The organism is Aquabacterium sp., from assembly GCF_036279655.1.
Lineage (GTDB): Bacteria > Pseudomonadota > Gammaproteobacteria > Burkholderiales > Burkholderiaceae_C > Aquabacterium.
This window is the reverse complement of record NZ_DASUIT010000057.1, coordinates 56,096-82,842: the sequence shown is the minus strand read 5'-3', so window position 1 is coordinate 82,842 and position 26,747 is coordinate 56,096. Positions and strand designations below refer to the sequence as shown.

General features: G+C 65.7%; 23 protein-coding genes. 13 read left to right on the top strand and 10 right to left on the bottom strand.

What is annotated here, in order from left to right; translation table 11 throughout:
- From VFW84_RS06765 to VFW84_RS06750, 4 genes are all read left to right on the top strand, one after another.
- Positions 1-350: hypothetical protein (locus VFW84_RS06765; protein ID WP_329679677.1), on the top strand; the 350-nt coding region annotated here is incomplete at its 5' end.
- Positions 351-410: 60 nt separating this feature from the next.
- Positions 411-3,176, top strand: coding sequence for an aconitate hydratase AcnA (gene acnA, locus VFW84_RS06760; RefSeq protein WP_329679676.1), 2,766 nt, complete (start codon positions 411-413; stop codon positions 3,174-3,176).
- Positions 3,177-3,190: 14 nt separating this feature from the next.
- A complete protein-coding gene (locus VFW84_RS06755) occupies positions 3,191-4,342 on the top strand; it encodes a DNA alkylation repair protein (RefSeq protein WP_329679675.1) in 1,152 nt (383 codons plus the stop codon).
- Positions 4,343-4,539: 197 nt separating this feature from the next.
- Positions 4,540-5,352, top strand: a complete 813-nt coding sequence (locus VFW84_RS06750) for a hypothetical protein (protein ID WP_329679674.1) — start codon at positions 4,540-4,542, stop codon at positions 5,350-5,352.
- Here the strand turns inward: VFW84_RS06750 and VFW84_RS06745 are convergent.
- From VFW84_RS06745 to VFW84_RS06735, 3 genes are read right to left on the bottom strand one after another with little or no spacing between them, the layout of a single operon-like run.
- Complete coding sequence (locus tag VFW84_RS06745) at positions 5,342-5,695, bottom strand: ArsC family reductase (protein ID WP_329679673.1); 354 nt, start codon at positions 5,693-5,695, stop codon at positions 5,342-5,344. The two genes, VFW84_RS06750 and VFW84_RS06745, sit on opposite strands and share 11 nt — an antisense overlap.
- A 59-nt stretch (positions 5,696-5,754) precedes the next feature.
- Positions 5,755-6,132 carry a DUF779 domain-containing protein gene (locus tag VFW84_RS06740; protein ID WP_329679672.1) on the bottom strand — a complete coding sequence of 126 codons (378 nt, stop codon included), beginning with the start codon at positions 6,130-6,132 and terminating at the stop codon, positions 5,755-5,757.
- 20 nt (positions 6,133-6,152) lie between these two features.
- Positions 6,153-7,673, bottom strand: coding sequence for an aldehyde dehydrogenase family protein (locus VFW84_RS06735; protein ID WP_329679671.1), 1,521 nt, complete (start codon positions 7,671-7,673; stop codon positions 6,153-6,155).
- A gap of 295 nt (positions 7,674-7,968) precedes the next feature.
- Here VFW84_RS06735 and VFW84_RS06730 point away from each other — a divergent pair, with 295 nt between their 5' ends.
- The 5 genes from VFW84_RS06730 (at position 7,969) to VFW84_RS06710 (ending at position 12,339) form a co-directional block, all read left to right on the top strand.
- On the top strand, positions 7,969-9,984 hold the full coding sequence (locus VFW84_RS06730) for a sigma-54-dependent Fis family transcriptional regulator (RefSeq protein WP_329679670.1): 2,016 nt from the start codon (positions 7,969-7,971) through the stop codon (positions 9,982-9,984).
- Between the two features lie 36 nt (positions 9,985-10,020).
- Positions 10,021-10,734 (top strand): bifunctional 2-polyprenyl-6-hydroxyphenol methylase/3-demethylubiquinol 3-O-methyltransferase UbiG, encoded by a 714-nt coding sequence (gene ubiG / locus VFW84_RS06725; RefSeq protein ID WP_329679669.1) that lies wholly within the window; start codon positions 10,021-10,023, stop codon positions 10,732-10,734.
- Between the two features lie 13 nt (positions 10,735-10,747).
- Positions 10,748-11,419: an HAD-IA family hydrolase gene (locus VFW84_RS06720; RefSeq protein WP_329679668.1), complete on the top strand. Its 672-nt coding sequence runs from the start codon at positions 10,748-10,750 to the stop codon at positions 11,417-11,419.
- A 159-nt stretch (positions 11,420-11,578) separates the two neighbouring features.
- Positions 11,579-11,872, top strand: a complete 294-nt coding sequence (locus tag VFW84_RS06715; RefSeq protein ID WP_329679667.1) for a hypothetical protein — start codon at positions 11,579-11,581, stop codon at positions 11,870-11,872.
- 17 nt (positions 11,873-11,889) lie between these two features.
- Complete coding sequence (locus VFW84_RS06710; protein WP_329679666.1) at positions 11,890-12,339, top strand: nitrogen fixation protein; 450 nt, start codon at positions 11,890-11,892, stop codon at positions 12,337-12,339.
- Positions 12,340-12,351: 12 nt separating this feature from the next.
- On the opposite strand, the gene VFW84_RS06705 is transcribed toward VFW84_RS06710, so the two are convergent.
- From VFW84_RS06705 to VFW84_RS06685, 5 genes are all read right to left on the bottom strand, one after another.
- Positions 12,352-12,822 carry a SixA phosphatase family protein gene (locus tag VFW84_RS06705; protein WP_329679665.1) on the bottom strand — a complete coding sequence of 157 codons (471 nt, stop codon included), beginning with the start codon at positions 12,820-12,822 and terminating at the stop codon, positions 12,352-12,354.
- 17 nt (positions 12,823-12,839) lie between these two features.
- Positions 12,840-14,903, bottom strand: coding sequence for a polyphosphate kinase 1 (gene ppk1 / locus VFW84_RS06700; RefSeq protein ID WP_329679682.1), 2,064 nt, complete (start codon positions 14,901-14,903; stop codon positions 12,840-12,842).
- 205 nt (positions 14,904-15,108) lie between these two features.
- The gene (polA, locus tag VFW84_RS06695) at positions 15,109-17,931 is read right to left on the bottom strand and encodes a DNA polymerase I (RefSeq protein ID WP_329679664.1); all 2,823 of its coding nucleotides are present in this window, start codon (positions 17,929-17,931) and stop codon (positions 15,109-15,111) included.
- 89 nt (positions 17,932-18,020) lie between these two features.
- Positions 18,021-18,587 (bottom strand): outer membrane beta-barrel protein, encoded by a 567-nt coding sequence (locus tag VFW84_RS06690; protein WP_329679663.1) that lies wholly within the window; start codon positions 18,585-18,587, stop codon positions 18,021-18,023.
- A gap of 30 nt (positions 18,588-18,617) precedes the next feature.
- Positions 18,618-19,250: an outer membrane beta-barrel protein gene (locus VFW84_RS06685; protein ID WP_329679662.1), complete on the bottom strand. Its 633-nt coding sequence runs from the start codon at positions 19,248-19,250 to the stop codon at positions 18,618-18,620.
- A gap of 132 nt (positions 19,251-19,382) precedes the next feature.
- Here VFW84_RS06685 and VFW84_RS06680 point away from each other — a divergent pair, with 132 nt between their 5' ends.
- A complete protein-coding gene (locus tag VFW84_RS06680; RefSeq protein ID WP_329679661.1) occupies positions 19,383-20,363 on the top strand; it encodes a homoserine kinase in 981 nt (326 codons plus the stop codon).
- Positions 20,360-21,166, top strand: coding sequence for a BPSS1780 family membrane protein (locus tag VFW84_RS06675; RefSeq protein WP_329679660.1), 807 nt, complete (start codon positions 20,360-20,362; stop codon positions 21,164-21,166). The genes VFW84_RS06680 and VFW84_RS06675 overlap by 4 nt, the downstream gene beginning before the upstream one ends.
- On the opposite strand, the gene VFW84_RS06670 is transcribed toward VFW84_RS06675, so the two are convergent.
- Together VFW84_RS06670 and recG are read right to left on the bottom strand one after the other, a co-directional pair.
- The gene (locus tag VFW84_RS06670) at positions 21,144-22,070 is read right to left on the bottom strand and encodes a LysR substrate-binding domain-containing protein (RefSeq protein WP_329679659.1); all 927 of its coding nucleotides are present in this window, start codon (positions 22,068-22,070) and stop codon (positions 21,144-21,146) included. The two genes, VFW84_RS06675 and VFW84_RS06670, sit on opposite strands and share 23 nt — an antisense overlap.
- Positions 22,071-22,079: 9 nt before the next feature.
- Complete coding sequence (gene recG, locus VFW84_RS06665; protein WP_414638916.1) at positions 22,080-24,131, bottom strand: ATP-dependent DNA helicase RecG; 2,052 nt, start codon at positions 24,129-24,131, stop codon at positions 22,080-22,082.
- 186 nt (positions 24,132-24,317) lie between these two features.
- On the opposite strand from recG, the gene VFW84_RS06660 reads away from it, so the two are divergent.
- Both VFW84_RS06660 and queA read left to right on the top strand, forming a co-directional pair.
- Positions 24,318-25,583 (top strand): glycerophosphodiester phosphodiesterase, encoded by a 1,266-nt coding sequence (locus VFW84_RS06660; protein ID WP_329679657.1) that lies wholly within the window; start codon positions 24,318-24,320, stop codon positions 25,581-25,583.
- 92 nt (positions 25,584-25,675) lie between these two features.
- Complete coding sequence (queA, locus tag VFW84_RS06655) at positions 25,676-26,743, top strand: tRNA preQ1(34) S-adenosylmethionine ribosyltransferase-isomerase QueA (protein ID WP_329679656.1); 1,068 nt, start codon at positions 25,676-25,678, stop codon at positions 26,741-26,743.
- Positions 26,744-26,747 lie beyond the last annotated feature (4 nt).

The following is a 26,747-nucleotide window of genomic DNA, read 5'->3' as shown; positions in this document are numbered from 1 at the left end:
AGCTCTACCGGGGTGCGAGCACGCCCACGGCCTCAGGGGTGCTGGAGCCCCTGGTGCGCCTGGCCGCACAACGCCGGGCTCAAGCGTCCTTCCTGTATGTCGAGGTGGGAGAAGACCAGGGCACGCGGCAGTCCTTCGATCTCAACCTCTACAAGGCCGAGCTCCGAATGAAGGATGTCCAGCCCTTCATCGACGCGCTGGGGCGCCACTTCCGCTGTCCCGAGGGGCACCTGGCGGCCGTGACGAGGCCAATCCAAGACCACGCTCTGGGCCATGTGTCTGCAGGCTTCGATCGGCATGGCCGCGAATTCACCACGATCTACCACGAGGTCAAATCGCTCCCCCCCTGACCAGATCACCGCGCCTGCCAGAATGCGCTGTGACGTGTCTTTGCCCAAGAAGGAGATCTCATGGCCACCACCCGCCCCGCATCCCGGTCTGTCCGTCGATCCCCAACCCCGGCCCATGCCTTTGCCGGCACGCTCCAGTCCTTCAAGACGGCCTCGGGCACATCGCTCCAGTTCTACTCCTTGCCGGAACTGGCCAGGACATACCCCCAGGTTCAGCGCCTGCCAGTCTCGATCCGCATCGTGCTGGAGTCGGTGCTGCGCAACTGCGACGGGCACAAGGTCACGCCTGAGCACGTCACACAACTGGCCAACTGGCAGGCGGTCGCGCCCCGCACGGACGAGATCCCCTTCGTGGTCTCGCGCGTGGTGCTGCAGGACTTCACGGGCGTGCCCTTGCTGGCCGATCTGGCCGCCATGCGCCAGGTGGCGCAATCGCTGGGCCAGGACCCCAAGCGCATCGAGCCCCTGGTGCCCGTGGACCTGGTGGTCGACCACTCCGTGATGATCGACCACTATGGCAGCAAGAAGTCGCTCGACCTCAACATGAAGTTGGAGTTCCAGCGCAATGCCGAGCGCTACGAGTTCATGAAATGGGGCATGCAGGCCTTTGACACCTTTGGGGTGGTGCCGCCGGGCTTCGGCATCGTGCACCAGGTCAATCTGGAGTACCTGGCACGCGGGGTGCACAAGACCCGGAACGGCATCGCCTACCCGGACACCCTGGTCGGCACCGACAGCCACACCACCATGATCAATGGCATCGGTGTGGTTGGCTGGGGTGTGGGCGGCATCGAGGCCGAGGCCGGCATGCTGGGCCAGCCGGTGTACTTTCTGACCCCCGATGTGGTGGGCCTGGAGCTCACGGGCCGCCTGCGCGAGGGCGTGACGGCCACCGACCTGGTGCTCACGGTGACCGAATTGCTGCGCCAGCACAAAGTGGTGGGCAAGTTCGTCGAGTTCTTTGGCGAGGGCACCGCCTCGCTGTCCCTGCCCGACCGTGCCACCATCGCCAACATGGCCCCGGAGTATGGCGCCACCATGGGCTTCTTCCCGGTCGACGACAAAACCATCGACTATTTCAAGGGCACGGGCCGACGCAAGTCAGAGATCGAAGCCTTCGAGGCCTACTTCAAGGCGCAACAGCTCTTTGGCGTCCCCCAGGCCGGTGAGATCGACTACTCCAGCGTGGTCCGGCTGGACCTGGGCTCCGTGACCCCATCGCTGGCGGGCCCCAAGCGCCCGCAGGACCGCATCGAGATCGGCCAGGTGGCCCGCACCTTCAGCGATCTGTTTGCCAGGCCCACGGCCCACAATGGTTTCAACCAGCCTGCGGAGCAGTTGGGCCAGACCTTCACCACCGCCAGCGGCATCGACATCCGCCACGGCGATGTGCTGATCGCCGCCATCACCTCGTGCACCAACACCTCCAACCCGGGCGTTCTGCTGGCCGCTGGCTTGCTGGCCAAGAAGGCCGTGCAGGCGGGCCTGAAGGTCAAACCCCATGTGAAGACCTCGCTGGCCCCAGGCTCACGCATCGTCACGGAGTACCTGGACAAGGCCGGCCTGCTGCCCTACCTGGAAAAACTGGGCTTCCATGTCGCGGCCTACGGGTGCACCACCTGCATCGGCAACGCTGGCGACCTGATGCCAGAGATCAATGAGCTCATCACCCGCAACGACCTGATCTGCGCCGCCGTGCTCTCGGGCAATCGCAATTTCGAGGCGCGCATCCACCCCAATCTCAAGGCCAACTTCCTGGCCAGCCCGCCGTTGGTGGTGGCGTATGCCATCGCGGGCAATGTCACACGCGACCTGATGACCGAACCCGTGGGGCAGGGCAAAGGCAAAGATGGCCAGGTGCGAGACATCTACCTGGGTGACATCTGGCCCAGCAGTGACGAGATCCACCAGTTGCTCAGGCACGCCCTGAACGGCAAGGCCTACCGCAAGAACTACGAGCAGATCCAGAGCAAACCCGGCAAGCTGTGGAAGAAGACCCAGGGCGTCACCGGCCAAGTCTACACCTGGCCCAAGAGCAGTTACATCGCCCGCCCGCCCTTTTTCGATGGCTTCGAGATGCTGCCCCAGGCCTCGGCCATGGGCGTGCAAGGTGCCCGCATCATGGCCCTGTTCGGAGACTCCATCACCACCGACCACATCTCCCCGGCCGGGTCGATCAAGGCGGCCACACCCGGGGGGCAGTACCTGCTGGCGCAGGGTGTCCTGCAGGCCGACTTCAACAGCTACGGCTCGCGCCGAGGCAACCACGAGGTCATGATGCGCGGCACCTTCGCCAATGTGCGGATCAAGAACCTGATGATCCCGGCACAGGCCGACGGCAGCCGCGAAGAAGGGGGCCTGACCCTGTTTCAGCCCGGCGGCGACAAGATGTTCATCTATGACGCCGCCATGAAGTACCAGGCCGAGGGCACGCCCACCGTCATCTTTGCCGGAGAGGAATACGGCACCGGCTCCAGCCGCGACTGGGCCGCCAAGGGCACACAACTGCTGGGCATCCGGGCCGTGGTCGCGCGCAGCTTCGAGCGCATCCACCGATCCAATCTGGTGGGCATGGGCGTGCTGCCCCTGCAGTTCAAGGGCGATGACAGCTGGCAGTCCCTGGGCCTCACAGGCGATGAGGTGATCGGCATCGATCTGGGCACCGAACTCAAGCCGCAAGCCGATGTGGGGCTGATCATCGAGCGCCGCGATGGCTCGCGCCAAACCGTGATCGTGCGGCTGCGCATCGACACGCCGATCGAGGTCAGCTACTACCAGCATGGCGGCATCCTGCCCTTCGTGCTGAGGCAACTGCTGGCCGGATGACCCGGATCTGAGCGATGGCTGAACCCTTCAAGAACCTGATCAATCCGTCCGTGGTGGAGGCGGTGGCCCACCACCTGCGGCGTGTGGATCAGGGGTTTGATGCGCCCCGCTTCAAGGCGCTGGCACTGGCCGGACTGGAGCGTCTGGAATTCAAGGCCCGGGCTCAGCACCTGGCCGCCGCCTTGCTGGCCACCTTGCCGGAAGATGTGGACACCTGCGCCACCTGGCTGGAGCGCAGCCTCAAGGCGGTGCCCGCACCGCGTCGGGAACATGACCCGGACAAGGAACTCGGCAGCCTGGGGACAGACGACACCGGCGTGGGGGGCTGGGCCCTGTGGGCCTATGGCGAGGTCATGGCCCAGCGTGGCCTGCCACACCCCGAGCGCGCCTTGCAGGCGCTGCACGCCATCACCCAGCGCTTCACGGCAGAGTTCGCCATCCGCCCCTTCCTGGTGGCCCACCCCGAAGTGGTGCTGCGCACGCTGCACACCTGGCAGCATGACCCCAGCGCCCATGTCCGCCGACTGGTCAGCGAAGGCAGCCGCCCCCGTCTGCCCTGGGGACTGCGTCTGCAGGCCCTGGTGACTGACCCCTCACCCACGCTGCCCTTGCTGGACACCTTGCAGCACGACCCCAGCGAATATGTGCGCCGCAGCGTGGCCAACCACCTCAATGACATTGGGAAAGATCACCCCGATGTGCTGGTGGACTGGGTGCAGCGGCACCGCGACAGCGCATCGACCGAACACCAGCGGCTGCTCAGGCACGCCAGCCGCCACCTGATCAAGCAGGGACACGGCCCGATGCTGCAGGCCTGGGGCGTGGGCACGCCCTTCGTCGGCGACGTGACGCTGACCCTCTCCGCCCCCGAGGTGAGGATCGGTCACAGCCTTGAGCTGTGCGTGACGCTGCAGTCCCGATCGCCACAGGCACAGGACCTGGAGGTGGATGTGCGCACGCACTTTCGCAAAGCGGATGGGCAACTCAAGCCCAAGACCTTCAAGGGCCGCCGCCTGAGCCTGGCGCCGGGCGAGCAGGCTCGTTGGGTGCAGACGCTGTCCTTCAAACCCGTGAGCACGCGGCCGCTCTACATCGGGCGACAAGGCGTGGATGTGCAGGTCAATGGTCAGACCAGCCAGCTGTTGCACTTGTCCTTGATCGACTGAAGCGCCCGTCAGGCGCTGCCTGTGGTTGCACGCGCGACTCCATGGAAACAAACCCTCGCATCCAGGGAAAACATCCATTCAACACGTCAACCGCATCCCATTAATATGGGATCCAGTCCATCAAAACCTTGGGAAATATCATGAGCCACTCACATCACACTGCGATCTTGTGCTGCTGGACACTCGGACTGGGTTTGATGTCGAGCGCCGCCCTGGCTCAGGCAGACAGCCATGTCTCGATCACCCACATTCAGTACACCTTGACGGACCTGGATCCCCTGGACAATATCGCGCCCACCCTGACCTGGGGTGAAGCATCCTCTTCAAGCCTCCTGGGTGAAACGATTCAAACGGGCACGGACGGTCAACGGTGGGCTACGCCCATCTTCTCTGAGAGTATCAGCCTGCAGAACACGCTCTCAGGTCCTCTGGGCACAAGCACCGGTGTATCTGCCCCTGGATACCAGGCCTCGACAGGCCCGGAGGGAGCGTTCGTGTCCGCGTCCGCACCCATGGGTGCCGAATGGGGCGCTATGGCAGGTTTCAAGGGTGCGTTTACCTTGAGTGCCAACACCGCCGTCACCTTCTCAGCCCAAAGCCAAGGAGCCATCGCAGTGACCGTTCCAAGTGATGCGCCGCTGGAGAGCACTCCGTGGGGCTATGAGGACAACGGTTACATGGACTGGACCTATATTCTGGCCTTCGCCTCAGCCTCCATCGATTTGAACAGCCAGGGGCGCAGTGTTGGAGAAAACACCAGCAGCCTGAACATCTACTTGCGTAGCAATCGCACGGCTTCGATCAGCGACGATCGACTCATCAGCAACACCTGGGCAAATCGCTCGGGCGAGTCATTGGTCGGTGTCGTGGCCATCAACGCCAATGCCAATGGCTACACCGTCGCCCCGCGGGTGCCAGAAGCGTCCACCTGGGCCCAGATGGGTCTGGGTCTGGTCGGGATGGCGCTGTTGGTAAGTCATCGCCAGCGCAGTGCGCCCCTCAAGGCTTGAGCAGATCGACCCACTTCTTGTCGTCAAACCCCACGCTCAGCACCCGCCCGGCCCGCTCGATCACCGGGCGCTTGATGACGCTCGCCTTGTCCAGCATCAGGGCGCGTGCGCTGGCGGCATCGGTCACACCCGCCCGGGTCGCTTCATCCAGTTGGCGCCAGGTGGTGCCCTGGCGATTGACCAGCACCTCCCAGCCCACCTGATCGATCCAGGCCTGTAGCCGATCGGCTTGCACGCCCTGCTTCTTGTAGTCGTGGAAGGTATAGGCCAGCCCCTGCTCATCGAGCCAGGTACGCGCCTTCTTGACGGTGTTGCAGTTGGGAATGCCGTAGACGATCAACATGAAAAAACTCCGCGAAGGCAGCCACCCTCGCGGAGTTTCATGAGGCGCCAGGGCCCAGCTCAGGCCTGGACGCCGGACTCCACCGGGGGCAGCGAATCAAATTCGCCCTCACTGTACAGCCGCGAGCGGGTGAGGAAACGCACCCCATGCGAGCCTTCCAGAGAAAACATGCCCCCTCGCCCAGGCGCCACGTCGATGGTGAGCTGGGTGTGCTCCAGGTACTCGAACTGAGCACGGCTCATGTAGAAGGGCGCGCCGCCAATGACCCCGAGCTTGACGTCGGCATCGGTGATCAGCAGATCGCCCTGCGCAAAGCACATCGGCGAGTTGCCATCACAGCAGCCCCCCGACTGATGGAACATCAAGGGGCCATACTGGTCCGTCAGCTTCGCGATGAGGCTGAGCGCCTGTGGGGTGGCCTGCACGCGTTCGACCATGATGGCTCCTTGTCAGGCGATCAGAAAAAGCCCAGCTTGTTCTGGTCATAGCTGACCAGGATGTTCTTGGTCTGCTGATAGTGGTCCAACATCATCTTGTGGGTCTCGCGGCCGATGCCCGACTCCTTGTAGCCACCGAAAGTGGCGTGAGCCGGGTAGTGGTGGTAGCAGTTGGTCCACACGCGGCCGGCCTGGATGCCCCGGCCAAAACGGTAGGCACGGCTGCCATCGCGGGTCCACACACCCGCGCCCAGGCCATAGGGTGTGTCGTTGGCGATGGCCATGGCCTCGGCTTCATCCTTGAAAGTGGTCACCGCCAGCACCGGGCCGAAGATCTCCTCACGGAAGATGCGCATGCTGTTGTCGCCCTTGAACAAGGTGGGCTGCACGTAGTAGCCATCGGCCAGATCGCCGCCCAGCATGGCGCGCTCGCCGCCGATCAGCAACTGGGCGCCTTCCTGCTTGCCGATGTCCATGTAGGACATGATCTTTTCCATCTGCATGGACGAGGCCTGGGCACCCATCATGGTGTCGGTGTCCAGAGGGCTGCCCTGTTTGATGGCGGCCACGCGCTTGAGGGCGCGCTCCATGAAGCGGTCGTAGATCGACTCCTGGATCAGGGCGCGCGACGGACAGGTACACACCTCCCCCTGGTTGAAGGCAAACAGCACCAGGCCTTCAATGGCCTTGTCCAGGAAGGCATCGTCCGCCGCCATCACATCGTCAAAGAAGATGTTGGGGCTCTTGCCACCCAGCTCCAGCGTGGCGGGGATCAGGTTGGACGCGGCGGCCTGCGCGATCACCCGACCCGTGGCGGTCGAGCCCGTGAAGGCGATCTTGGCGATGCGCTTGCTGGAGGCCAGGGGCATGCCGGCTTCACGGCCATAGCCGTTGACGATGTTGAGCACGCCCGGGGGCAGCAGGTCGGCGATCAGCTCGGCCAGCACCAGGATGCTGACAGGCGTCGATTCAGCCGGTTTGAGCACCACGCAGTTGCCCGCACCCAGGGCGGGCGCCAGCTTCCAGGCGGCCATCAGGATGGGGAAGTTCCAGGGGATGATCTGACCGACCACGCCCAGGGGCTCATGGAAGTGGTAGGCCACGGTGTTGCCGTCGATCTCGCTGAGCGCGCCTTCCTGGGCACGCAGGCAACCGGCGAAATAGCGGAAGTGATCGGCTGACAGCGGGATGTCGGCGTTCAGGGTCTCGCGGATGGGTTTGCCGTTGTCCACGGTTTCGGCATAGGCCAGCTTCTCGACGTTCTGCTCGATGCGGTCGGCGATCTTGAGCAGGATGTTGGAGCGTTCGGTGGCCGAGGTGGCGGCCCACTTGTCCTTGGCGGCGTGGGCAGCGTCCAAAGCCAATTCGATGTCCGCCTCGGTCGAGCGGGCCGCCTGCGTGTAGACCTTGCCGCTGATCGGCGTGATCACGTCAAAGTACTGACCTGAGACCGGTGGCACGAACTGGCCGTTGATGAAATTGTCGTAACGCGACTTGAATTCGACGGGCGAGCCTGCAGTGCCGGGGTTGGGGTAGCGCATGAATATCTCCTGTCTCAGCGGTGGTGAATGTCGCCGTCCCGAAGGGGTGAAAGGGCCGGCGCCCAGCCCCTCCTAGCGCACAGGCCGTGCCATGCAGGGTTAGTCCCGAGCCCCTACGGGGAGCGTTCATCGCACCGCTGTGCCACCCCCTGTGTCACACCTGTACCAGGGTGACAGCCGATGCGCCAAATAGTGACGCTGTACCAAAGTGACACAGGGGGAACCCGTATGTGACAGTGGACCTCTGGCGCGATACTTGGCACAGATCGACTCCACCCCTTTCAAAAGGCCCTCTATGCAATTGATGCATCACGCCTCACTCGACCAGTTGCGCCAGGCGCGCCGCTGCTTGCTCGAATCCGGCGAGGTGCCTCAAGGTCTGGTGGACGACACCCTCTCACGCTCCTGGCAGCGCAGCCAGCGGGCGGGCCTGTCTCCCAGCGATCCCCCGGTTGCCCCCCCCATCAGCACCGGCACCGAGCTGCGCCGCGCCTTGCTCAATGAAGCCGACTTCCTGGCCCACGCGCGCCCCGTCATGGAGTTCGTGTTCGACCAGATGCAGGGCAGCGGCAGCATGGTGATCCTGGCCGATGCCCAGGGCATGCTGCTGCACACCCTGGGCGACGCCGACTTCCTGGAGCGGGCCGAGCGGGTGTCCCTGCGCCCCGGCGCCCTGTGGCGCGAAGAACACCGGGGCACCAATGCCATCGGCACCGCCCTGGCCGACCAAAAAGCCGTGGTCATCCATGGCGCCGAGCACTACCTGGACCGCAATGGTTTCCTGACCTGCTCGGCGGCCCCGGTGATGGCCCCGGACGGACGCCTGCGCGGCGTGCTCGACATCTCGGGTGACCAGCGCAGCCAGCACCCCCACACCTTCGCGCTGGTGCGCTCGGCCGCACGCATGATCGAGGACCGGCTCTTCCACGCCCGCCACGCCAACGACCAGTTGCTGCGCCTGCACCCCCACGCAGAGGGCCTGGGTGCGGTCGGCGAGGGGCTGCTGGCCGTGACCGAAGACGGCTGGATCATGGGGGCCAATGCCATTGCCCAGCACTGGCTGGGTCTGTCGGCGCTGCAGATCGGCGCGACCACCCTCGACCGCCTGCTGGGCCCCCAGGCCCAGCGCCTGCTCTCCCTGCCGGCCACCGGCACCCCCACCCGCGTCACCACCATGCAGGGCCAGAGCCTGTTCGTCAAGGACGAGCCCGACCGTCGGCGCCGCGTGTGGGCCACGGCTCCGGTGGAGCCCACCCGGCAGCGACCGGGTGGCAGCACCGCCCGGACCATCCCGCCGCGGCCCGTGCGCACGCCGGCCGGGCGTGACGACACCCGCATGAGCAAGGCCCTGCAGCGCGCCCTGAAGGTACAGGCCCAGGGCATCGCGGTGCTGCTGCAAGGCGCCTCCGGCACGGGCAAGGAGGTCTTTGCCCGCACCCTGCACACCGAGGGCGACCGCGCCAGCAAGCCCTTCATTGCCGTCAACTGCGCGGCCCTGCCCGAACACCTGATCGAAGCCGAACTCTTCGGCTACGTGGGAGGCGCCTTCACCGGCGCGCGCAAGGAGGGCTCGCCCGGTCGCATCCGCCAGGCCGAAGGCGGCACCCTCTTTCTCGATGAGATCGGCGACATGCCCCTGTCCCTGCAATCGCGCCTGCTGCGTGTGCTGCAGGACAAGGAGGTGGTGCCCGTGGGCGGCTGCCACCCGGTGCCCGTGGACTTTGTGCTGGTCTGCGCCACCCATCGACAGTTGCGCGAGGCGGTGGCCAGGGGCGAATTCCGCGAAGACCTGTACTGGCGCATCAATGGCCTGACCGTGCAACTGCCCTCGCTGCGTGAGCGGGGCGACATGGTAGAGCTCATTGACGACATGCTGCACAGCCTGGGTCACGACATGAAGCGCCACCAGGCCCCCAGCCTGGCCGACGAGGTGCTCCAGGCCCTGCAGCAACACCCCTGGCCCGGCAATCTGCGTCAACTGCATGCCGTGTTGCGCACCGCCTGCGCCCTGCTCTCCCCCCACGAGGACGAACTGCACTGGGAACACTTCAGTGAAGACCTGTGGGACGATGTGTTCTCCCGCCCCTATCGCATGGGCGAGGTCGAAGAGGCCCAGGCCATGCAACTGGCCGCGCCCGCCACGCCCTGCCCGCCCCCCGACACGCCCGAGATCAACCTCAAGCGCCTGTCGAGCTCGGCCATCGAGCGGGCCATCCAGGCCAGCGAGGGCAATATGTCCGAAGCCGCCCGCCGTCTGGGCATCAGCCGCAACACCCTGTACCGTCGACTCAAGCAGACCGACATGGCCTGAGCCGGATCGGCCTGTTTGCGCGGTAGCATTGAGGCTATGAGCACCATGACCGCCAACGTCGATCCGCAGGAACTTGCCAAGTTCAGTGAACTGGCCCACCGCTGGTGGGACCCCGACAGCGAGTTCCGCCCCCTGCACCAGATCAACCCCCTGCGCCTGGACTGGATCGACCAGTGGGCTGGGATCAAGGGCAAACGGGTGGTCGACGTCGGCTGTGGTGGTGGCATCCTGGCCGAATCCATGGCCCGTCGTGGCGCCGATGTTCTGGGGATCGACCTGGCCGACAAGCCCCTGAAGGTCGCGCAACTGCACGCCATGGAAGCCGGCGTCGCCAACCTGAGCTACCGCTCGGTCGCCGCCGAAGCCCTGGCTGCTGAACAGGCCGGTCAGTTCGATGTGGTCACCTGCATGGAAATGCTGGAACACGTGCCCGACCCCAGCTCGGTGGTGCGTGCCTGCGCTGACATGGTCAAACCGGGCGGCTGGGTCTTCTTCTCGACCCTCAACCGCAACCCCAAGAGCTTCCTGTTCGCCATCGTCGGCGCCGAGTACCTGCTCAAACTGCTGCCCAAAGGCACGCATGAGTTTGCTCGCTTCATCAAGCCGGCCGAGCTGGCCCGCTGGACGCGTGAGGCCGGCCTGGACGGCCTGCAGATGAAGGGCATGGAATACAACCCGCTGACCGAGCGCTACTGGCTCTCGGGCGACACCAGCGTGAACTACCTGATGGCCTGCCGCAAACCGGCCTGAGGCCCCACTGACCATGACCACGATTGCCTGGGCGCACCCGCCCGAAGCGGTGCTGTTCGATCTGGACGGCACCCTGGCCGACACCGCCGGTGACCTCGGCGGCGCCCTCAACCACCTGCGGCTGCAGCGCTGCCTGCCCGCCCTGCCACTGGATGTGCTGCGCCCCCACGCCTCCGCTGGCGCACGTGGTCTGCTCGCTGCAGGCCTGGACATCCACCCCGGCCACCCCGAATACGAAGAACTGCGACAGGCTTTTCTCAGTGCTTATGAACACTGCCTGGCCGACACCACCGAACTCTTTGCCGGCATGGCCGAGGTGCTGTCGGCCCTGGAAGCACGGGGCCTGGACTGGGGCGTGGTCACCAACAAACCCCACCGTTTCACCCTCCCCGTGATGCGGGGTCTGGGGCTGGAGGCACGTGCGGGCGTCATCATCAGCGGTGACAGCACGGCCCACGCCAAACCTCACCCCCTGCCCCTGCTGACCGCCTGCGAGCGCCTCGGCGTGAGCCCCCAACGCACGCTCTATGTCGGTGACGATCTGCGCGACATCCAGGCCGCCCAGGCCGCCGAGATGCCCAGCGCAGCCGCAGCCTGGGGCTATCTGGGCACCGCCGAGGACGTGGGTCGCTGGGGCGCCGATGTCATCTGCGCTCACCCTCAGGACCTGCTCGCGCTGCTCTGACGCCCGTCCCCGACCTCCCCCGCAAGGGGTCCCTAAGTCGAACTAGGGGGAGCCCTAGTTCGAAGGATGTGCCGCGCCAGGCCGATTTCTACAGTACCTCCAGGGATGCAGCACTTTGGCTGCCTCCCGGATCTTCAACTCACCCATGAGGTACTGACCATGAGCAAGCACATTCACACCACCCCCGCCGCCACCACCGCTGCACGCGCATCGGCCGGCGATCTCCAGCACCTGGCCCGCCAGGGTGTCGAACGCGCCCTGGCCGCACGCCAGTCCATGAGCGAGCTCAGCGCCGAGCAGACCCAGCAGGTCAGCGGCGCTGCCGGCTTGGTCTTCTCGGGCGGGCAGATCGTGCCGCAGTGGTGGATCTACGGCCAGCCCGCCTTCAGCCAGTTGTCGCAGTCGCTGATCACCCAGGGCATCAACCAGGTGTCCGTGCCCACCACCCGCTGAGCCAGGGGAGCGCCGCCATGACCACGCCCACCCGGACGCTGTGCCCCAGTGCACAGCATGACGTGCCCGAGGCACAGGTGTTCGCCGTGGTCGGCGGCACCGTCGATCAACCCGACACCGCCTACCTGGACCAGACCCTGCCCGTGACGCCGGAGCTGGTCGAGATGACGGCACCCGTGCTGCCCGCCGAGGTGTTTCGCATCGCCGCCCCCTGCATCATGAGCACCGCATGCTGGCATTTCGACGAGCCGCGCCAGGCCTGTCGACTGGCCATCCGCACGGTGCGCATGGCGCCTGTGGTGGTGAGCAAACCGCCGCGCTGCGCCATCCGCGGTCAGTGCCAGTGGTGGCATCAGGAGGGCGTGAGCGCCTGCCTGCGCTGCCCGCAAGTGCTGACCAATGATGTCCGCCCGAACGAGCTGATGAAATCGGCCGGTGATCCACGCAACCTGAGCGATGCCGCTTGAGCGGCTGCGACCTCAGAGGGTGTCGGGGCCGAGCACCGCATGCACGGTGATCTGGCCCTGGCCCTCGCGTTCACGCCAGCGCAGCCACCACACGGCGCCCTTCTTGAACGACCAGGGCACGGACGGCTCGCTCGCCTCCAGCAGACGCGCCAACACCAACCCCAGAGTGGGTTGATGCCCCACCACCAGCACCGCCTCGCGACTGCGTGGGAAACGCGCTGCCATGAGCAAATCATCGACAGAGCCCCCGGGCGCCAGGGCCTCCGCCACCTTGAAGGCGCGCCCCAAGGCCGTGGCCGTCTGCCGCGTGGGCTGTGCCGGGCTGACCAGCACACGCGTCGACTCCGTCAGGTGCCGATTCAACCAGTCCCCCATGCGGGCTGCCTGCCGCTCACCCTTGGGTGAGAGCGGGCGTGCCATGTCCAGCTCGGCATCCTCGTAGGGGTCACCGGCATGCGCATGTCGCCAGAGGATCAGATCCATGCGCGCCTCTGCCAGATTCAGTCCACCGCGCGATGCCGGTCCATCAAGGCACGCTGCGCGCTGGGGCCATCCACGCCCACGCGTTCGTAGTGCCCGTCACTGAACTGCTGCCAGGCATCGCAGCCATCGAGCAGGTAAGGCACCAGACATTCGTCAATCACGCGCTGGCGCAGCACCGGGTCGTGGACGGGCCAGGCGATCTCGATGCGCCGCGTCATGTTGCGATTCATCCAGTCGGCGCTGGAGAGGTACAGGGCCTCGTCCTCCTCGCCATGCCCCCAGCGGAAGTACAGCACGCGGGTGTGTTCCAGCATGCGGCCCACAACCGAACGCACACGGATGCGGTCCGTCAGACCGGCCACGCCGGGCGGCAGGATGCAGGCGCCACGCACGATCAGGTCGATGCTGGCGCCATGCTGCCCCGCCTCGACCAGGGCACGGATCAGGATCTCGTCGGTGAGCGCATTGACCTTGGCCACGATGCGGGCCGGATACCCATGGCGAGCGGCCTGCCCCACACGCTGGATGTGGTGCACCATGCGCTGCTGCATGGTGAAGGGCGCCAGCAGCAACTGCTTGGGCGACTTCAACTGGGTCAGGCTGGCCAGTTGCTGGAAGATCATGTCCACGTCCGAAGTGAGCTCGGGATTGGCCGTGAGCCAGCCCACATCGGTGTAGAGCTTGGAGGTGCGGGGGTTGTAGTTGCCGGTGGACAGGTGCGCATAGCGGCGCAGGCGGTGCCCTTCACGTCGCGTGACCAGCATCATCTTGGCGTGGGTCTTGAGGCCCACCACGCCATACACCACCTGGGCACCCAGGGCTTCGAGACGCTCCGCCCAGTTGATGTTGGCCTCTTCGTCGAAACGGGCCTTGAGCTCCACCACGGCCAGCACTTCCTTGCCGCGACGCACCGCCTCGAGCAACAGCTCCATCAGCACGGACTCGCTGCCCGTGCGGTAGATGGTCTGCTTGATGGCCAGTACATCGGGGTCATGGACGGCATCCCGCAGGAACTGCACCACGGCATCAAAGGACTGGAAGGGGTGATGCAGCATCACATCCCCCTCCTTGAGGCGATCGAACAAATCGCCCGAACGCAACATGGCCTCGGGCCAGCCGGCCTGGTAGGGGACAAAGCGCAGAAGGTCGGCGTCGGCCTGGTCGATGACCTGGGTCAGGCGCCCCAGGTTGACCGGCCCGTGGACCTTGTAGAGCGCCTCGGCCGTGAGCCCGAACTGCTCCAGCAGGAAGTCGGACAGCTCATGCGGGCAGGAATCCACCACTTCCATGCGCACGGCTTGACCAAACTGCCGGGTGCTCATCTTGGAGCGCAGGGCCTGCCGCAGATTGGTCACATCGTCTTCGTCGACATCCAGATCGGAGTCCCGCGTCAGGCGGAACTGCGAGAACGCCTCGATCTCACGGCCGGGGAACAGCTCGGGCAGGTGTGCGCGGATCACGCTGGACAGCAGCACAAAGGCCTGACGTCCGTCGGAGATCTTTTCAGGCAGCTTGATGACGCGCGGCAACACACGCGGAATGCGCACGATGGCGATCGAGTTGTCGCGCCCGAAGACGTCCAGCCCACCGAGCTTGACGATGAAGTTCAGCGTCTTGTTGGCCACCTGCGGGAAAGGGTGCGAGGGATCCAGCCCGATGGGGGTGAGCAAGGGCTGCACCTGACGGCGGAAGAAGGCAGACACCCACTCGCGCTGCGCCTCATTGCGGTCCGCATGGTTGAGGATGTCGATGCCCTGCTGACGCAATTGCGGCAGCAGCACGCCATTGAACGCATCGTACTGGTCCTGGACCAGGGCATGGGCTCGGCTGGAGACATCGGCCAGATCCTCGGGGGTCACCCCCGAGCCCCGCAGGCGAGACGCCTCCAGGATGTCGGCATAGCGCACCTCGAAAAACTCGTCAAGGTTGGACGAGACGATGCAGATGTAGCGCAGGCGCTCCAGCAAGGGCACATCGTCGCGCTGAGCCTGAGCCAGCACCCGACGATTGAACTCCAGTATGGCCTGTTCTCGACCCAGCAGCTTCAAGGATGCAACTCCCGCAGTGGCGTTGTGGCTCACGGCCTCGGCGTCCGTCGATGCCACCAGTTCGTCATTGGACGACTTATCAGATTCTTGACTCACCTGCACATCACTTCCCAAACAGAATTCCCCTCTCGATTCTGACTCGGCACCATGACAACTCGGTGACAACTCACCATCAGCATACGCCCAGGCGCCCGCCCTTGTCTGTGGGCTTTTCACTGCGCCGGGCGGGGGCAAACACTCAGTGGGCGGCCTCCCAGTTGGGGCCGCAGCCGATCTCGGCCAGCAGGGGCACGCGCAGTTGCGCCACCGAGGCCATCAGGCGCGGGATTTCGGTGCGAACCCACTCGATCTCGCCCTCGGGCACTTCCAGCACCAGTTCGTCGTGCACCTGCATGATCATGCGGCTGCCCTTGTCCTGGCGGTCCAGCTCGTCCTGCACCGCCACCATGGACAGCTTGATCAGATCGGCCGCCGTGCCCTGCATGGGCGCGTTGATGGCGGCACGCTCGGCTCCTGCGCGGCTGGGGCCGTTGGGGCTGTTGATCTCCGGCAGCCACAAACGGCGCCCGAACACCGTCTCGACATAGCCCTGGTCCTTGGCTGTCAGGCGGGTGTCGTCCATGTAGCGCTTGACCCCGGGGTAGCGCTGGAAATAGCGCTCGATGTAGGCCGCCGCCGCCGAACGCTCGATGCCCAGGTTGGAGGCCAGTCCGAAGGCGCTCATGCCGTAGATCAGCCCGAAGTTGATGACCTTGGCATAGCGGCGCTGCTCGCTGCTGACCTGATCGGGTGGCACACCGAAGATCTCGCTGGCCGTGGCGCGGTGCACGTCCTGCCCGTGCGCAAAGGCGCTCAGCAGGTTCTCGTCCTGCGAGAGGTGGGCCATGATGCGCAACTCGATCTGCGAATAGTCGGCCGACATGATCTGGTGGCCGGGAGGAGCGATGAAGGCTTCGCGGATGCGGCGCCCCTCGGCCGTGCGCACGGGGATGTTCTGCAGATTGGGTTCGTTGCTGGACAAGCGCCCCGTCACTGCCACCGCCTGGGCGTAGTTGGTGTGCACGCGCCCCGTCTCCGGGTTGATCATCAGGGGCAGCTTGTCGGTGTAGGTGCTCTTGAGCTTGGCCAGGCCCCGGTGCTCCAGGATGCGCGCCGGCAGGGGGTAGTCCTCGGCCAGCTTTTCCAGCACTTCTTCATTGGTGGACGGGGCCCCCGTGGCGGTCTTCTTGACCACCGGCAGGCCCAGTCGCCCGAAGAGGATCTCGCCGATCTGCTTGGGCGAACCCAGATTGAAGGGCTGACCAGCCAGCTCATAGGCCGACTGCTCGATCTCGACGATGCGGTGCGCCAGCTCATGGCTCTGCTGCTGCAGCAAGGCCTTGTCGATCAGCACGCCGTTGCGTTCGATGCGCTGCAGCACCCGGGCCACCGGCAACTCCATGCGCTCATAGACATCGCGCAGGTGGGCGTTGGCCTGCAACTGCGGCCACAGGACCTGATGCACATGCAGGGTCATGTCGCTGTCCTCGCACGAGTAGTGTGAGGCACGGTCCACCGCCACCTGGGCAAAGGGGATCTGCTGCGCGCCCTTGCCCGCCACGGCCTCGTAGCTCAGGCCCTGGCGGCCGGTATGGCGCAGGGCCAGACTCTCCAGATTGTGGGGCTTATGGGCCTCGATGACGTAACTCTCGAGCATGGTGTCGTGGGCATAGCCCCGCACCGTGATGCCATGGTTGGCCAGCACATGGGTGTCGTACTTGATGTTCTGACCCAGCTTGGCACGGTGCGCGTCTTCCAGCCAGGGTTGGAGGCGTGCCAGCACGTCGTCGAGCGGCAATTGGGCGGGCGCATCCGGGCCGTTGTGCCCCAGGGGGATGTAGGCGGCCTCGCCCACCGCCGTGGACACACTGATGCCCACGATGCGGGCCTTCATGCCGTCCAGCGAATCGGTTTCGGTGTCCAACGCCACCAGATCGGCAGACTGGATCTTGTCCAGCCAGCGATCGAAGGTGGGCCAGTCCAGCACGGTGTCGTAACGCGTCTCGAGCGTCGTCGCAGCCGGTGCGCTGTCCTCCGGTGCGCTGAACAGATCGCCCGTCGCCCCCGGCTGGGTGGCACTGGTGGAGGACGAAGGGACCGATGCAGCCTGCGCCCCCCCGGTGCCCAGGGCCTGCTCCAGCTCCCGCTTCCAGGTCTTGAAGCCGTGGTCGGCATAGAAGGTCAGGAGCCCCTGTTGATCCGGAGCCCGCAAGGCCAGGGTATCGAGTTCAGGCCAGCGCTCGATGTGGGCGCTGAGATCGCAGTCCGTGCGGATGGTCACCAGGCGTCGTGCCTGGGGCAGCCAGTCCAGGGCCTTGCGCAGGTTCTCACCCGCCACGCCCTTGATGCGGTCGGCCGCGGCCACCACGCCGTCCAGGCTCTCGTGCTCGGCGATCCATTTGGCGGCCGTCTTGGGGCCGACCTTCTCGACGCCGGGCACATTGTCGACCGTGTCCCCCATCAAGGTCAGGTAGTCGACGATGCGCTGGGGCGGCACGCCGAACTTGGCCAGCACACCCGCTTCGTCCAGCGTCTCGTTGCTCATGGTGTTGACCAGGGTGACATGAGGGGTCACCAGTTGAGCCATGTCCTTGTCGCCCGTCGAGATCACCACCTGGTGACCGCTGCGCTCGGCGATGGCGGCCAGGGTGCCGATGGCATCATCGGCCTCGATGCCTGGCACCTCCAGGATGGGCCAGCCCAACAGGCGCACGACCTCATGGATGGGCTCGATCTGGGCGACCAGGTCGGGCGGCATGGGCGGCCGCTGGGCCTTGTACTCGGCATACCACTCGTTACGAAAATTGGGGCCTTTGGCGTCGAACACACACACTGCATGCTCGGCCTGGATCTGCTCACGCAGGCGACGCAGCATATTGACCATGCCATGCATGGCTCCCGTCGGCTCCCCTTGCGGCCCGCGCAGATCGGGCATGGCGTGGAAGGCACGGTAGAGATAGCTGGAGCCATCCACCAGCAGGAGGATCGGCCGCGTGGGCGAGTCAGGGAGGTCAGAAGTCATGCCGACATTGTGAGGTCTGGAAACGCTCGTGCCACCTCAAGGGTGGCACGGCCGCGCGCTCAGGAGCGCCGAAATAATCGATCAGTGGCTCAGAAACCCACCTGGGCTCCCAGGCCGAACCCGACGACACCAAAACGCTCACCATCGAGCTTGGCACGCACGAAATCGATGGAGCCCACCGCCTTGACGTTCTTGACGATCTCGCAGTCCACCCCCAAGCCCAGATACAGCGAGGGATGAGCCCTGGAAACTGAATTGCCCAGGTTCTTGGCCGTGGCCTTGCTGGCCGCCACGCCCAGTTTCGCATTCACGGACAGACTGGGCAGGGGCGATGCGCGGAGCACACCGGCCACCACAAAGGACGAGACACGGACATCAAGGGACTGGCCATCCACGGTCGACCGGGTGCGGCCGAAATCGATGTAGGCGGCTTCCACACCAGAAGCAGAACCGCCACCCACGCCCGCGAACACCTTCAAACCGGCGGTGCGGTTGTCACAGGTGCTGGCCGTGGACTGGGTTGTGTAGCGAGCACACAAGCCATCAGAGTTGTAGCTGCTCAACTCGAGCAAAGCACCTGCATAGCCTTCTGCATGGGCCCCCGAAGCCGCCAGGCACAGGACACCTGACAGCACAGCGATGTTCTTGAAACGCATGCGGGCGCCCTCCCAGGGGATGTCGCAGGATCAGTTCTCGATGCCCAGCCCCATGGACAGCACGTGGATGTGCTGGTTGCGCTTGTTGCGCAGGATGTCGTAGCCCTGATAGAAGCGGATGTGCTCGGTCATCTGGTAGGACAGACCCAGGCCCAGGTAGGGCTTGGTGGTGTATTCATGCACGTTCTCGATGGTCTGACCTGCACCGGTGGACTGAACGATGTATCCATCGGTACGCACGATGGCCAGACCGAAGCGGATGTGCTGGGTCAGCACCTGGAAGAGTTCGTTCGACCAGTTGATGCCGAAAGACATTCCCGAATTACGCAAACGGGTTTCAATGGGCTGGCCGGCAGGCACTGCGCCCCCCTCCACCGAACGGAAGCTGCCCAGATAGTAGTAGCTGATTTCGGCCGCCAGATTGGGGGTGAAGTAATACCCGCCCGAGAGCTTGGAGCCCACACGGGTGTGCTCACAGATGGGCGCGCCCTGGCACTCATATCCCGCTTCCAGCAACCCCAGGGACGCCATGCCATACACCGACCCCGGCTTGATGAAGTCTTCAGCAAACGATGGCAGCGCCCCGCCCAAGCCTGCGGCAGCCACAGCAGCACAGGCCAAGTGTTTGACAGTGAAACCAAAACGGGGCGAAAGGGAGTTCATGGTGAAGGGCCGCAAGCAAAGGTCAAAACACACAGGCAACGTTCCGTCGCCGACAATCTGGGAAGTCTGCCACAGCGAAACCTACAATCACACCCTCGAACGCCCGCATCCGCTGAGGGTTTACACGCAATCATGGCCGTTTTCACTGAAGTCACCACCGACGAAGCTCAGGGTCTGATGACCCGCCTCGATCTGGGCACCCTCCTCTCGCTTCAAGGCATTGCCTCGGGCATCGAGAACACCAACTACTTCGTCTCGACCGACCGGGGCGAGTACGTGCTGACCCTGTTCGAGCGCCTGGGCTTCGAGCAGTTGCCGTTCTACCTCAAGCTCATGCAGCACCTGTCGCAACGCGGCATTCCCGTGCCTGCACCCCAGCCAGACGCGCACGGCGAGATCCTGCTGAGCCTGCAAGGCAAGCCCGCCGCCGTGGTGACCCGCCTCCAGGGCCGCAGCCAGATGGCCCCCGGTGTGAACGCCTGCCGTCAGGTGGGCGCCATGCTGGCGCGCATGCATCTGGCCGGCCAAGACTACCCCTTGCAACAACCCAATCTGCGGGGGCTGAGCTGGTGGATCGACACCGTCCCCGTGGTCACCCCCTACCTGGGGGGGGCACAACAGCAGATGATCACCGACGAATTGCATCACCAGCAGGCCCTGGCCGCCACACCCATGTGGCAGGCGCTGCCCCGTGGCCCGATCCACGCCGACCTGTTCCGCGACAACGTCATGTTCGATGGCGATCGCTTGTCGGGCTTCTTCGACTTCTACTTTGCCGGTTGCGACACCTTCGTCTTCGACATCGCAGTGTGTCTCAATGACTGGTGCATCGATCTGTCCACGGGCGCGCTCGATGAAGCGCGAGCCCAGGCTTTTGTCGCGGCCTACGATGCAGAGCGACCCCTGAGCGCGGACGAGATCGCGGCCTTGCCCGATGCCCTGCGCGCTGCGGCCCTGCGCTTCTGGACCTCGCGTCTGTGGGACTTCCACCTGCCCCGCGATGCCGCCATGCTGCAGCCGCACGATCCCACCCACTTCGAGCGGGTGCTTCACTCGCGTCGTCAGCAACCGTGGCGCTATCGCCGCGACAACACTCAGGTCAGCGGCGTATGAAGCTCAGGGTCGTTCCGGCCACCCAGGGCTTTCACTGGATGAAGTCAGGCGTGCAGCTGTGCCTCAAGCAACCCCTGGGTTTTGTCAGTCTGCTGGGTCTGTTCATCACAGGCGCCATGGTGCTGATGGCCCTGCCCATCATTGGCGCGATCGTCGTGGTCATGGCCATGCCTTTGGTCTGGATGGCCTTCATGCAGGCCACCCGAGTGGCCCTGAGTGGTGAGCGCATCACGCCCGGCTTGCTGATCGATCCCTTGAGAGACCCGGCCCAGCGAGGCGCGTGGCTGCGCCTGGGGGCGCTGTATGCCGGCGCCACCATCGTCGTCATGGTGCTGGCCGAAACCCTGGGGCCCAGCATGGAAGACCTGGGCAAAGCCATCGAGGCCGCAGAACAGGGCGCCAACGTGCTCGACAGCGATGTGGTCTTGTCCAGCGTGCTGTGGCGCGTGGGCCTGACCCTGCCGGTGTCCCTGCTGTTCTGGCACACCCCTGCCCTGCTGCACTGGGCTCGCGTGCCGGTCGGCAAGGCCCTGTTCTTCAGTGCCGTCGCGAGTTGGCGCAATCTGGGTGCCTTCGCGGTCTACGGCGTCAGTTGGGCGGGCGTGCTGCTGCTGGTGGGCCTGCCGCTGCAATTGCTGGCCGCTGTGATCCCCGAGCCTCTGATCGTCAACATGGCGGCGGTGGCAGCCGGCCTGTGGGTGGCAGCGGCTTTTTATGCCTCGCTGTACTTCTCGGTGATCGAATGCTTTGAAGAGCCTCAGGCAGCAGGCTCTACACCGTCTACACCGACGTCAGACGCGTGACTCCCTCCAGGGGGCAGGCATAGATGGCGTTGCGCAGGGCAGCGATGGCCTCGTAGCGCGTGAAGCTGCGTCGCCAGGCCAGCACCACGCGCCGCGTGGGCACCGGCACCTCGAAGGGGATGTAGACCAGGTGGGCCTGAGGCTCCTTGGGCACGCTCAACTGCGGCACCACGGTCACGCCCATGCCGGCGGCCACCATGTACTTGATGGTCTCCAGCGAGGAGCCCTCGAAGCTCTTGCGGATGCCCTCGGCATCGCTCGAAAAACGGGCGAACTCGGGGCAGACCTCCAGCACATGGTCGCGGAAACAGTGGCCCGCGCCCAGCAGCAGCATGGTTTCGCGCTTGAGTTCCTCGGCGCTGATGGATCTGCGCTCGGCCAGGGGATGCGCGCGGGGCACGGCAACCATGAAGGGCTCGTCGTACAGAGGGGCCACGGCCAGCCCGCCATCGACGAAAGGCTCGGCCAGGATGGCGCAATCGAGCTCGCCGGCACGCAACATCTCCAGCAGCTTGACCGTGAAGTTCTCCTGCAGGATCAGGGGCATCTGGGGCACATGCTCGATGGTGTTGCGCACCAGATCGGGCAGCAGATAGGGCCCGATGGTGTAGATCACGCCCAGGCGCAAGGCGCCGGCCAGCGGGTCCTTGCCGCGCTTGGCGATCTCCTTGATGGCATGGGCCTGCTCCAGCACCGCCTGGGCCTGACGCACGATTTCCTCGCCCAGCGGTGTGACGCCGATCTCGCCGCTGCCACGCTCGAAGAGCTTGACGTCCAGTTCGTCTTCAAGCTTCTTGACGGCCACGGACAGGGTTGGCTGGGAGACGAAGCAAGCCTCGGCGGCACGGCCAAAGTGCCGCTCCCGGGCCACGGCAACGATGTATCGGAGTTCGGTCAGGGTCATGGCGGAATCTTAAGCCTTCAAGTACGCTGCCTTGCCGCCCAGCCAGCGGGCGATGTGCTGGCGGGCGGCCTCGGGGTGCCGCTCCAGCAGGGTGCGCGCGGCGGCCTGGGCCTGCTGCACCAGCGCCTGGTCCTGCGCGAAATCGGCAAAGCGCAGCAGGGCCGCACCGGACTGCCGCGCCCCCATGAACTCTCCCGGCCCGCGGATCTCCAGATCACGGCGCGCGATCTCGAAACCATCGGTGGTCTCGGCCATGGCCTTCAGGCGTGCCTTGCCTGAATCCGACAGGGGGCTGCTGTAGAGCAGCACGCACACGCTGGCCACTGAGCCACGCCCGACCCGACCGCGCAACTGATGCAGTTGGCTCAGGCCAAAGCGCTCGGCATGCTCAATGACCATCAGGCTGGCATTGGGCACGTCCACGCCGACCTCGATCACGGTGGTGGCCACCAGCACCTTGAGCTCGCCCTGTGCAAAGCGTGCCATCACCTCGGCCTTCTCGGCGGCGGGGAGCCGACCATGCAGCAGGCCCACGCCATGGCCCACCAGCGCCTCGCTGAGCTCTTCATGGGTCTGGGTCACGTTGCTGAGGTCCAGCGGCGGGCGGCTCTGCGTGGCACGCCCCGCCTTGGCGTCGGCCTGCTCATCGGAAGCCTCGGTCTCGTCGATCAGCGGGCAGACCCAGTAGACCTGGCGGCCTTTGAGGACCTCATCGCGGATGCGCTCGATCACGTCGGGACGTCGGCTGTCGGCAAACACCTTGGTGACGATGGGCGTGCGGCCCGGCGGCAGCTCGTCGATGGTGCTCACATCCAGGTCGGCCAGAAAGGTCATGGCCAGGGTGCGCGGGATGGGCGTGGCGCTCATCATCAGGAGGTGAGGCTCCAGATCCTGGCTTTCCAGCTTGCTGCGCAACTGCAGGCGCTGGGCCACACCAAAGCGGTGCTGCTCGTCGATCAGGGCCAGCCCCAGCCTTGCAAAGCTGACCTGGTCCTGGATGACGGCATGCGTGCCCACCACCAGTTGAGCCTGCCCGCTGGCCACGGCCGCCATCTGCTCGCGCTTGACCTTGGACTTGAGGCTGCCCGTGAGCCAGGCCACCTGGATGCCCAGGGGCTCCAGCCAGCCCACCAGCTTGCGGAAATGCTGCTCGGCCAGGATCTCGGTGGGAGCCATCAGGGCGCATTGCCAGCCCGCATCGATGGCCACGGCGGCCGCCAGTGCCGCCACCACGGTCTTGCCAGAGCCCACATCCCCCTGCAGCAGGCGGTGCATGGGCACCGCGCGGGCCAGGTCCAGGGCGATCTCCTCGACCACGCGGCGCTGCGCCTCGGTCAGGGTGAAGGGCAGAACAGCCAGCAGTTGCTCATGCAGACCGCCCTCGCGGGACTGCAGCGCAGGCGCCCGCAGATGCGCGCGTTCCAGGCGGGCCTGCATCTGCGAGGTCTGCTGCGCCAGCAGCTCTTCGAACTTCAGGCGCTGCCAGGCCGGATGGCTGTGGTCTTCCAGGGCCGTCACCGACGCCTCGGGATGCGGGTGATGCAAGAAGTGGAGCGATTCGCGCAAGGACGGCCAGCGCCCGGGCAACAGCCCCTCGGGCAGGATCTCCTGCAGGGGCGCGCGCTGAAGCGCCGAGGCCACGGCCTTGCGCAGGTAGGCCTGCGGCAAGCCCGCCGCACTGGGGTAGACCGGTGTGAGCGCCGCCGCCAGCGGGGTGTCGTCCTGCACGACCTTCACGGTGGGGTGGACCATCTCGCGGCCCCAGAAGCCATGGCGCGACTCGCCGCGCACACGCAGGCGCACCCCCTCGCCCCAGGCCTTCTGCTGGCTGCCGTAGAAGTTCAGGAAGCGCAGCAGCAGCACGCCCGAGCCATCGTCGAGCTTGATGATCAGTTGGCGCCGCTGGCGCTGGTCGATGCGGCACTCGCGCACCACGCCCTCCACCTGGGCCACCTCCCCATCGCGCAGGTCCATCATCCGCACGATGCGGGTCTCGTCCTCGTAGCGCAGGGGCAGGTGCAGAGCCAGGTCGATGTCACGCACAAGCCCGAGCTTCTGCATGGCCTTGGCAGGACCGGACAGGGCGTTCTTGGGAGCGTCAGGCACGGCGCGTCGTGAATCGATGGAGGGTGATGGATCCAGATTGTGCCTGCGCCTGATCCGTTTGCCCCGTCCGCGTCACATCGACGTCACGCGCCGCTCTTAACGTCTCGCTTCATCGACACCCATCGTGGGGATTGAAACACCATGTCACGCACCGCCCTCTCGCTGATCCATGCCGTCACCGCAGGCGCCACGCTCTGCGCCGCCCTTCTGAGCGGCCCCGTCCTGGCCCAGCCGGACAGCGGCGCCACCGTGGTCTCGACCCTGCATGGCCAGCGCCCGCTGATCATTGCTCACCGTGGGGCATCGGGCTACCTGCCCGAACACACGCTGGAGGCCTATGCCCTGGCCATCGAGATGGGCGCCGACTTCGTTGAGCCCGATCTGGTGGCCACCCGGGATGGCCACCTGGTGGCTCGTCACGAACCCAACATCCTCCACACGACGGATGTGGCTGACCGCCCCGAGTTCGCCTCGCGCCGACGCGCGGCCGTGGTCGACGGGGCCAGCGAGGACGGCTTTTTCGTGAGCGACTTCACCCTGGCTGAACTCAAAACCCTGCGCGCCCGGCAATCCATGGGCGAGCGCTCACAACAGTTCAACGATCGCTTCGAGATCCCCACCCTGGACGAGGTGATCGAGCTGGTGCAGCGCAAGTCCCGCGAGAAGGGCCGCACCATCGGCATCTACCCCGAGACCAAGCACCCGACCTACCACCAGGCTCTGGGCCTGCCCCTGGAGGGGCGCCTGGTCAAGGCCCTGCAGCGCGCGGGCTGGAACCACCGCCACGCCCCCGTGTTCATCCAGTCGTTCGAGCAGGCCAATCTCAAGCAGCTGCGCCAGATGACCCCCGTCAAGCTGGTGCAACTGGTGGATGCCAACGATGTGAATGCCGATGGCACACTGGACTTCACGGCCCCCTATGACCGCCCTTACGACTGGACGGCCTCCGGCCGCCCCGAATTGCAGACCCGCACCTTTGCCTGGTTGACCACGGACGAAGGCCTGGCCGAGGTGGCCAGCTATGCCGACGGCATCGGCCCCTGGAAGCGCTACATCGTCAGCACCGTGAGCCACCCCGAAGGCACTGGCCCCGGCGAGGCCAAACTCAAGCTGGCGCCAGCGGGTGATCTGATCAACCGGGCACACCGGGCAGGCCTGCTGGTGCACACCTGGACCTTCCGCAATGAGCAACGACGCCTGCCCAGCGACTACGCCGGCAACCCTCTCAACGAGTACCAGCAGTTCTTCCGTCTGGGCATCGACGGGGTGTTCTCGGATTTCGCCGACACCGCCGTGGCGGCACGCCTGCTCAACGACCTGGCACGAAACGAGACGGCATCGGCCTGCCTGACCGGGGTGGATCTGCCACGCCGGTTCCGCGCGCCTTGCGCGCTCTCCGGCCGCTGAGCCTTCTGAGCATTCGGCGCGCTGCACCGCGCGGTTGTGGTGGACAATCTCGCCTTTGAAATTGGCACGGGGCCCGTCCGCCCCTCAATGACATGGTCGACACCACCACAGCCCCCCTGGGGCGCCCCTTCACACTGAGCGACTTCGACTTCGATCTGCCCGAAGCGCTCATTGCCCAGTCTCCGGCCAGCGAACGCACCGCCTCGCGCCTGCTCGATGGCCGCACCCTGCCCCCTGTCGACCGCATCTTCCGGGACCTGCCGCAACTGCTGCGCAGCGGCGACCTGCTGGTCTTCAACAACACCAAGGTGATCAAGGCCCGCCTGTACGGCGCCAAGGCCACGGGTGGCGCCGTGGAGGCCCTGATCGAGCGGGTGCTGCCCGGCCAGGAGGTGTGGGCCCATCTGCGTGCCAGCAAGTCGCCCCGCCCGGGCACCCAGGTGCGTTTTGCCGATGCCTTCGATGCCGATGTGCTGGGCCGATGCGGACCGGACGGCGGGCTCTTTCACCTGCGCTTCCACGGCGACCCGCTGACCTTGCTGCAGGCCCATGGCCATGTGCCCCTGCCGCCCTACATCACCCACGCCGACACCGCCGACGACGAGCGCCGCTACCAGACGGTGTTCGCCCAGCGCCCCGGCGCGGTGGCTGCCCCCACGGCGGCCCTGCACTTCGACCAGGCCCTGCTGGACCAATTGGCCGAGCGCGGCATCGAACGTGCCGAAGTGACCCTCCACGTGGGCGCCGGGACCTTTCAACCGGTGCGCACGGACGATCTGTCCGAACACAAGATGCACAGCGAATGGTTCGAGGTGCCCACCTCGACCCTGGAGGCCATCGAACGCACCCGTGCTCGCGGCGGGCGGGTGGTCAGCGTGGGCACGACCACCTTGCGGGCCCTCGAATCCGCCGCCCTGCACGCCCCACCGGGGCAAACGCTGGTGGCGGGCAGCAGGGATACCGACATCTTCATCACCCCGGGCTTCGACTTCAAGGTCGTGGACGTCCTGATCACCAACTTTCACCTGCCCAAGAGCACCTTGATGATGCTGGTGAGCGCTTTTGCGGGTTACGAGCCCATCCGCGCGCTCTACCAGCACGCCATCGCACACCAGTACCGCTTCTTCAGCTATGGCGATGCCATGCTGCTGGAACGCTGAGTCC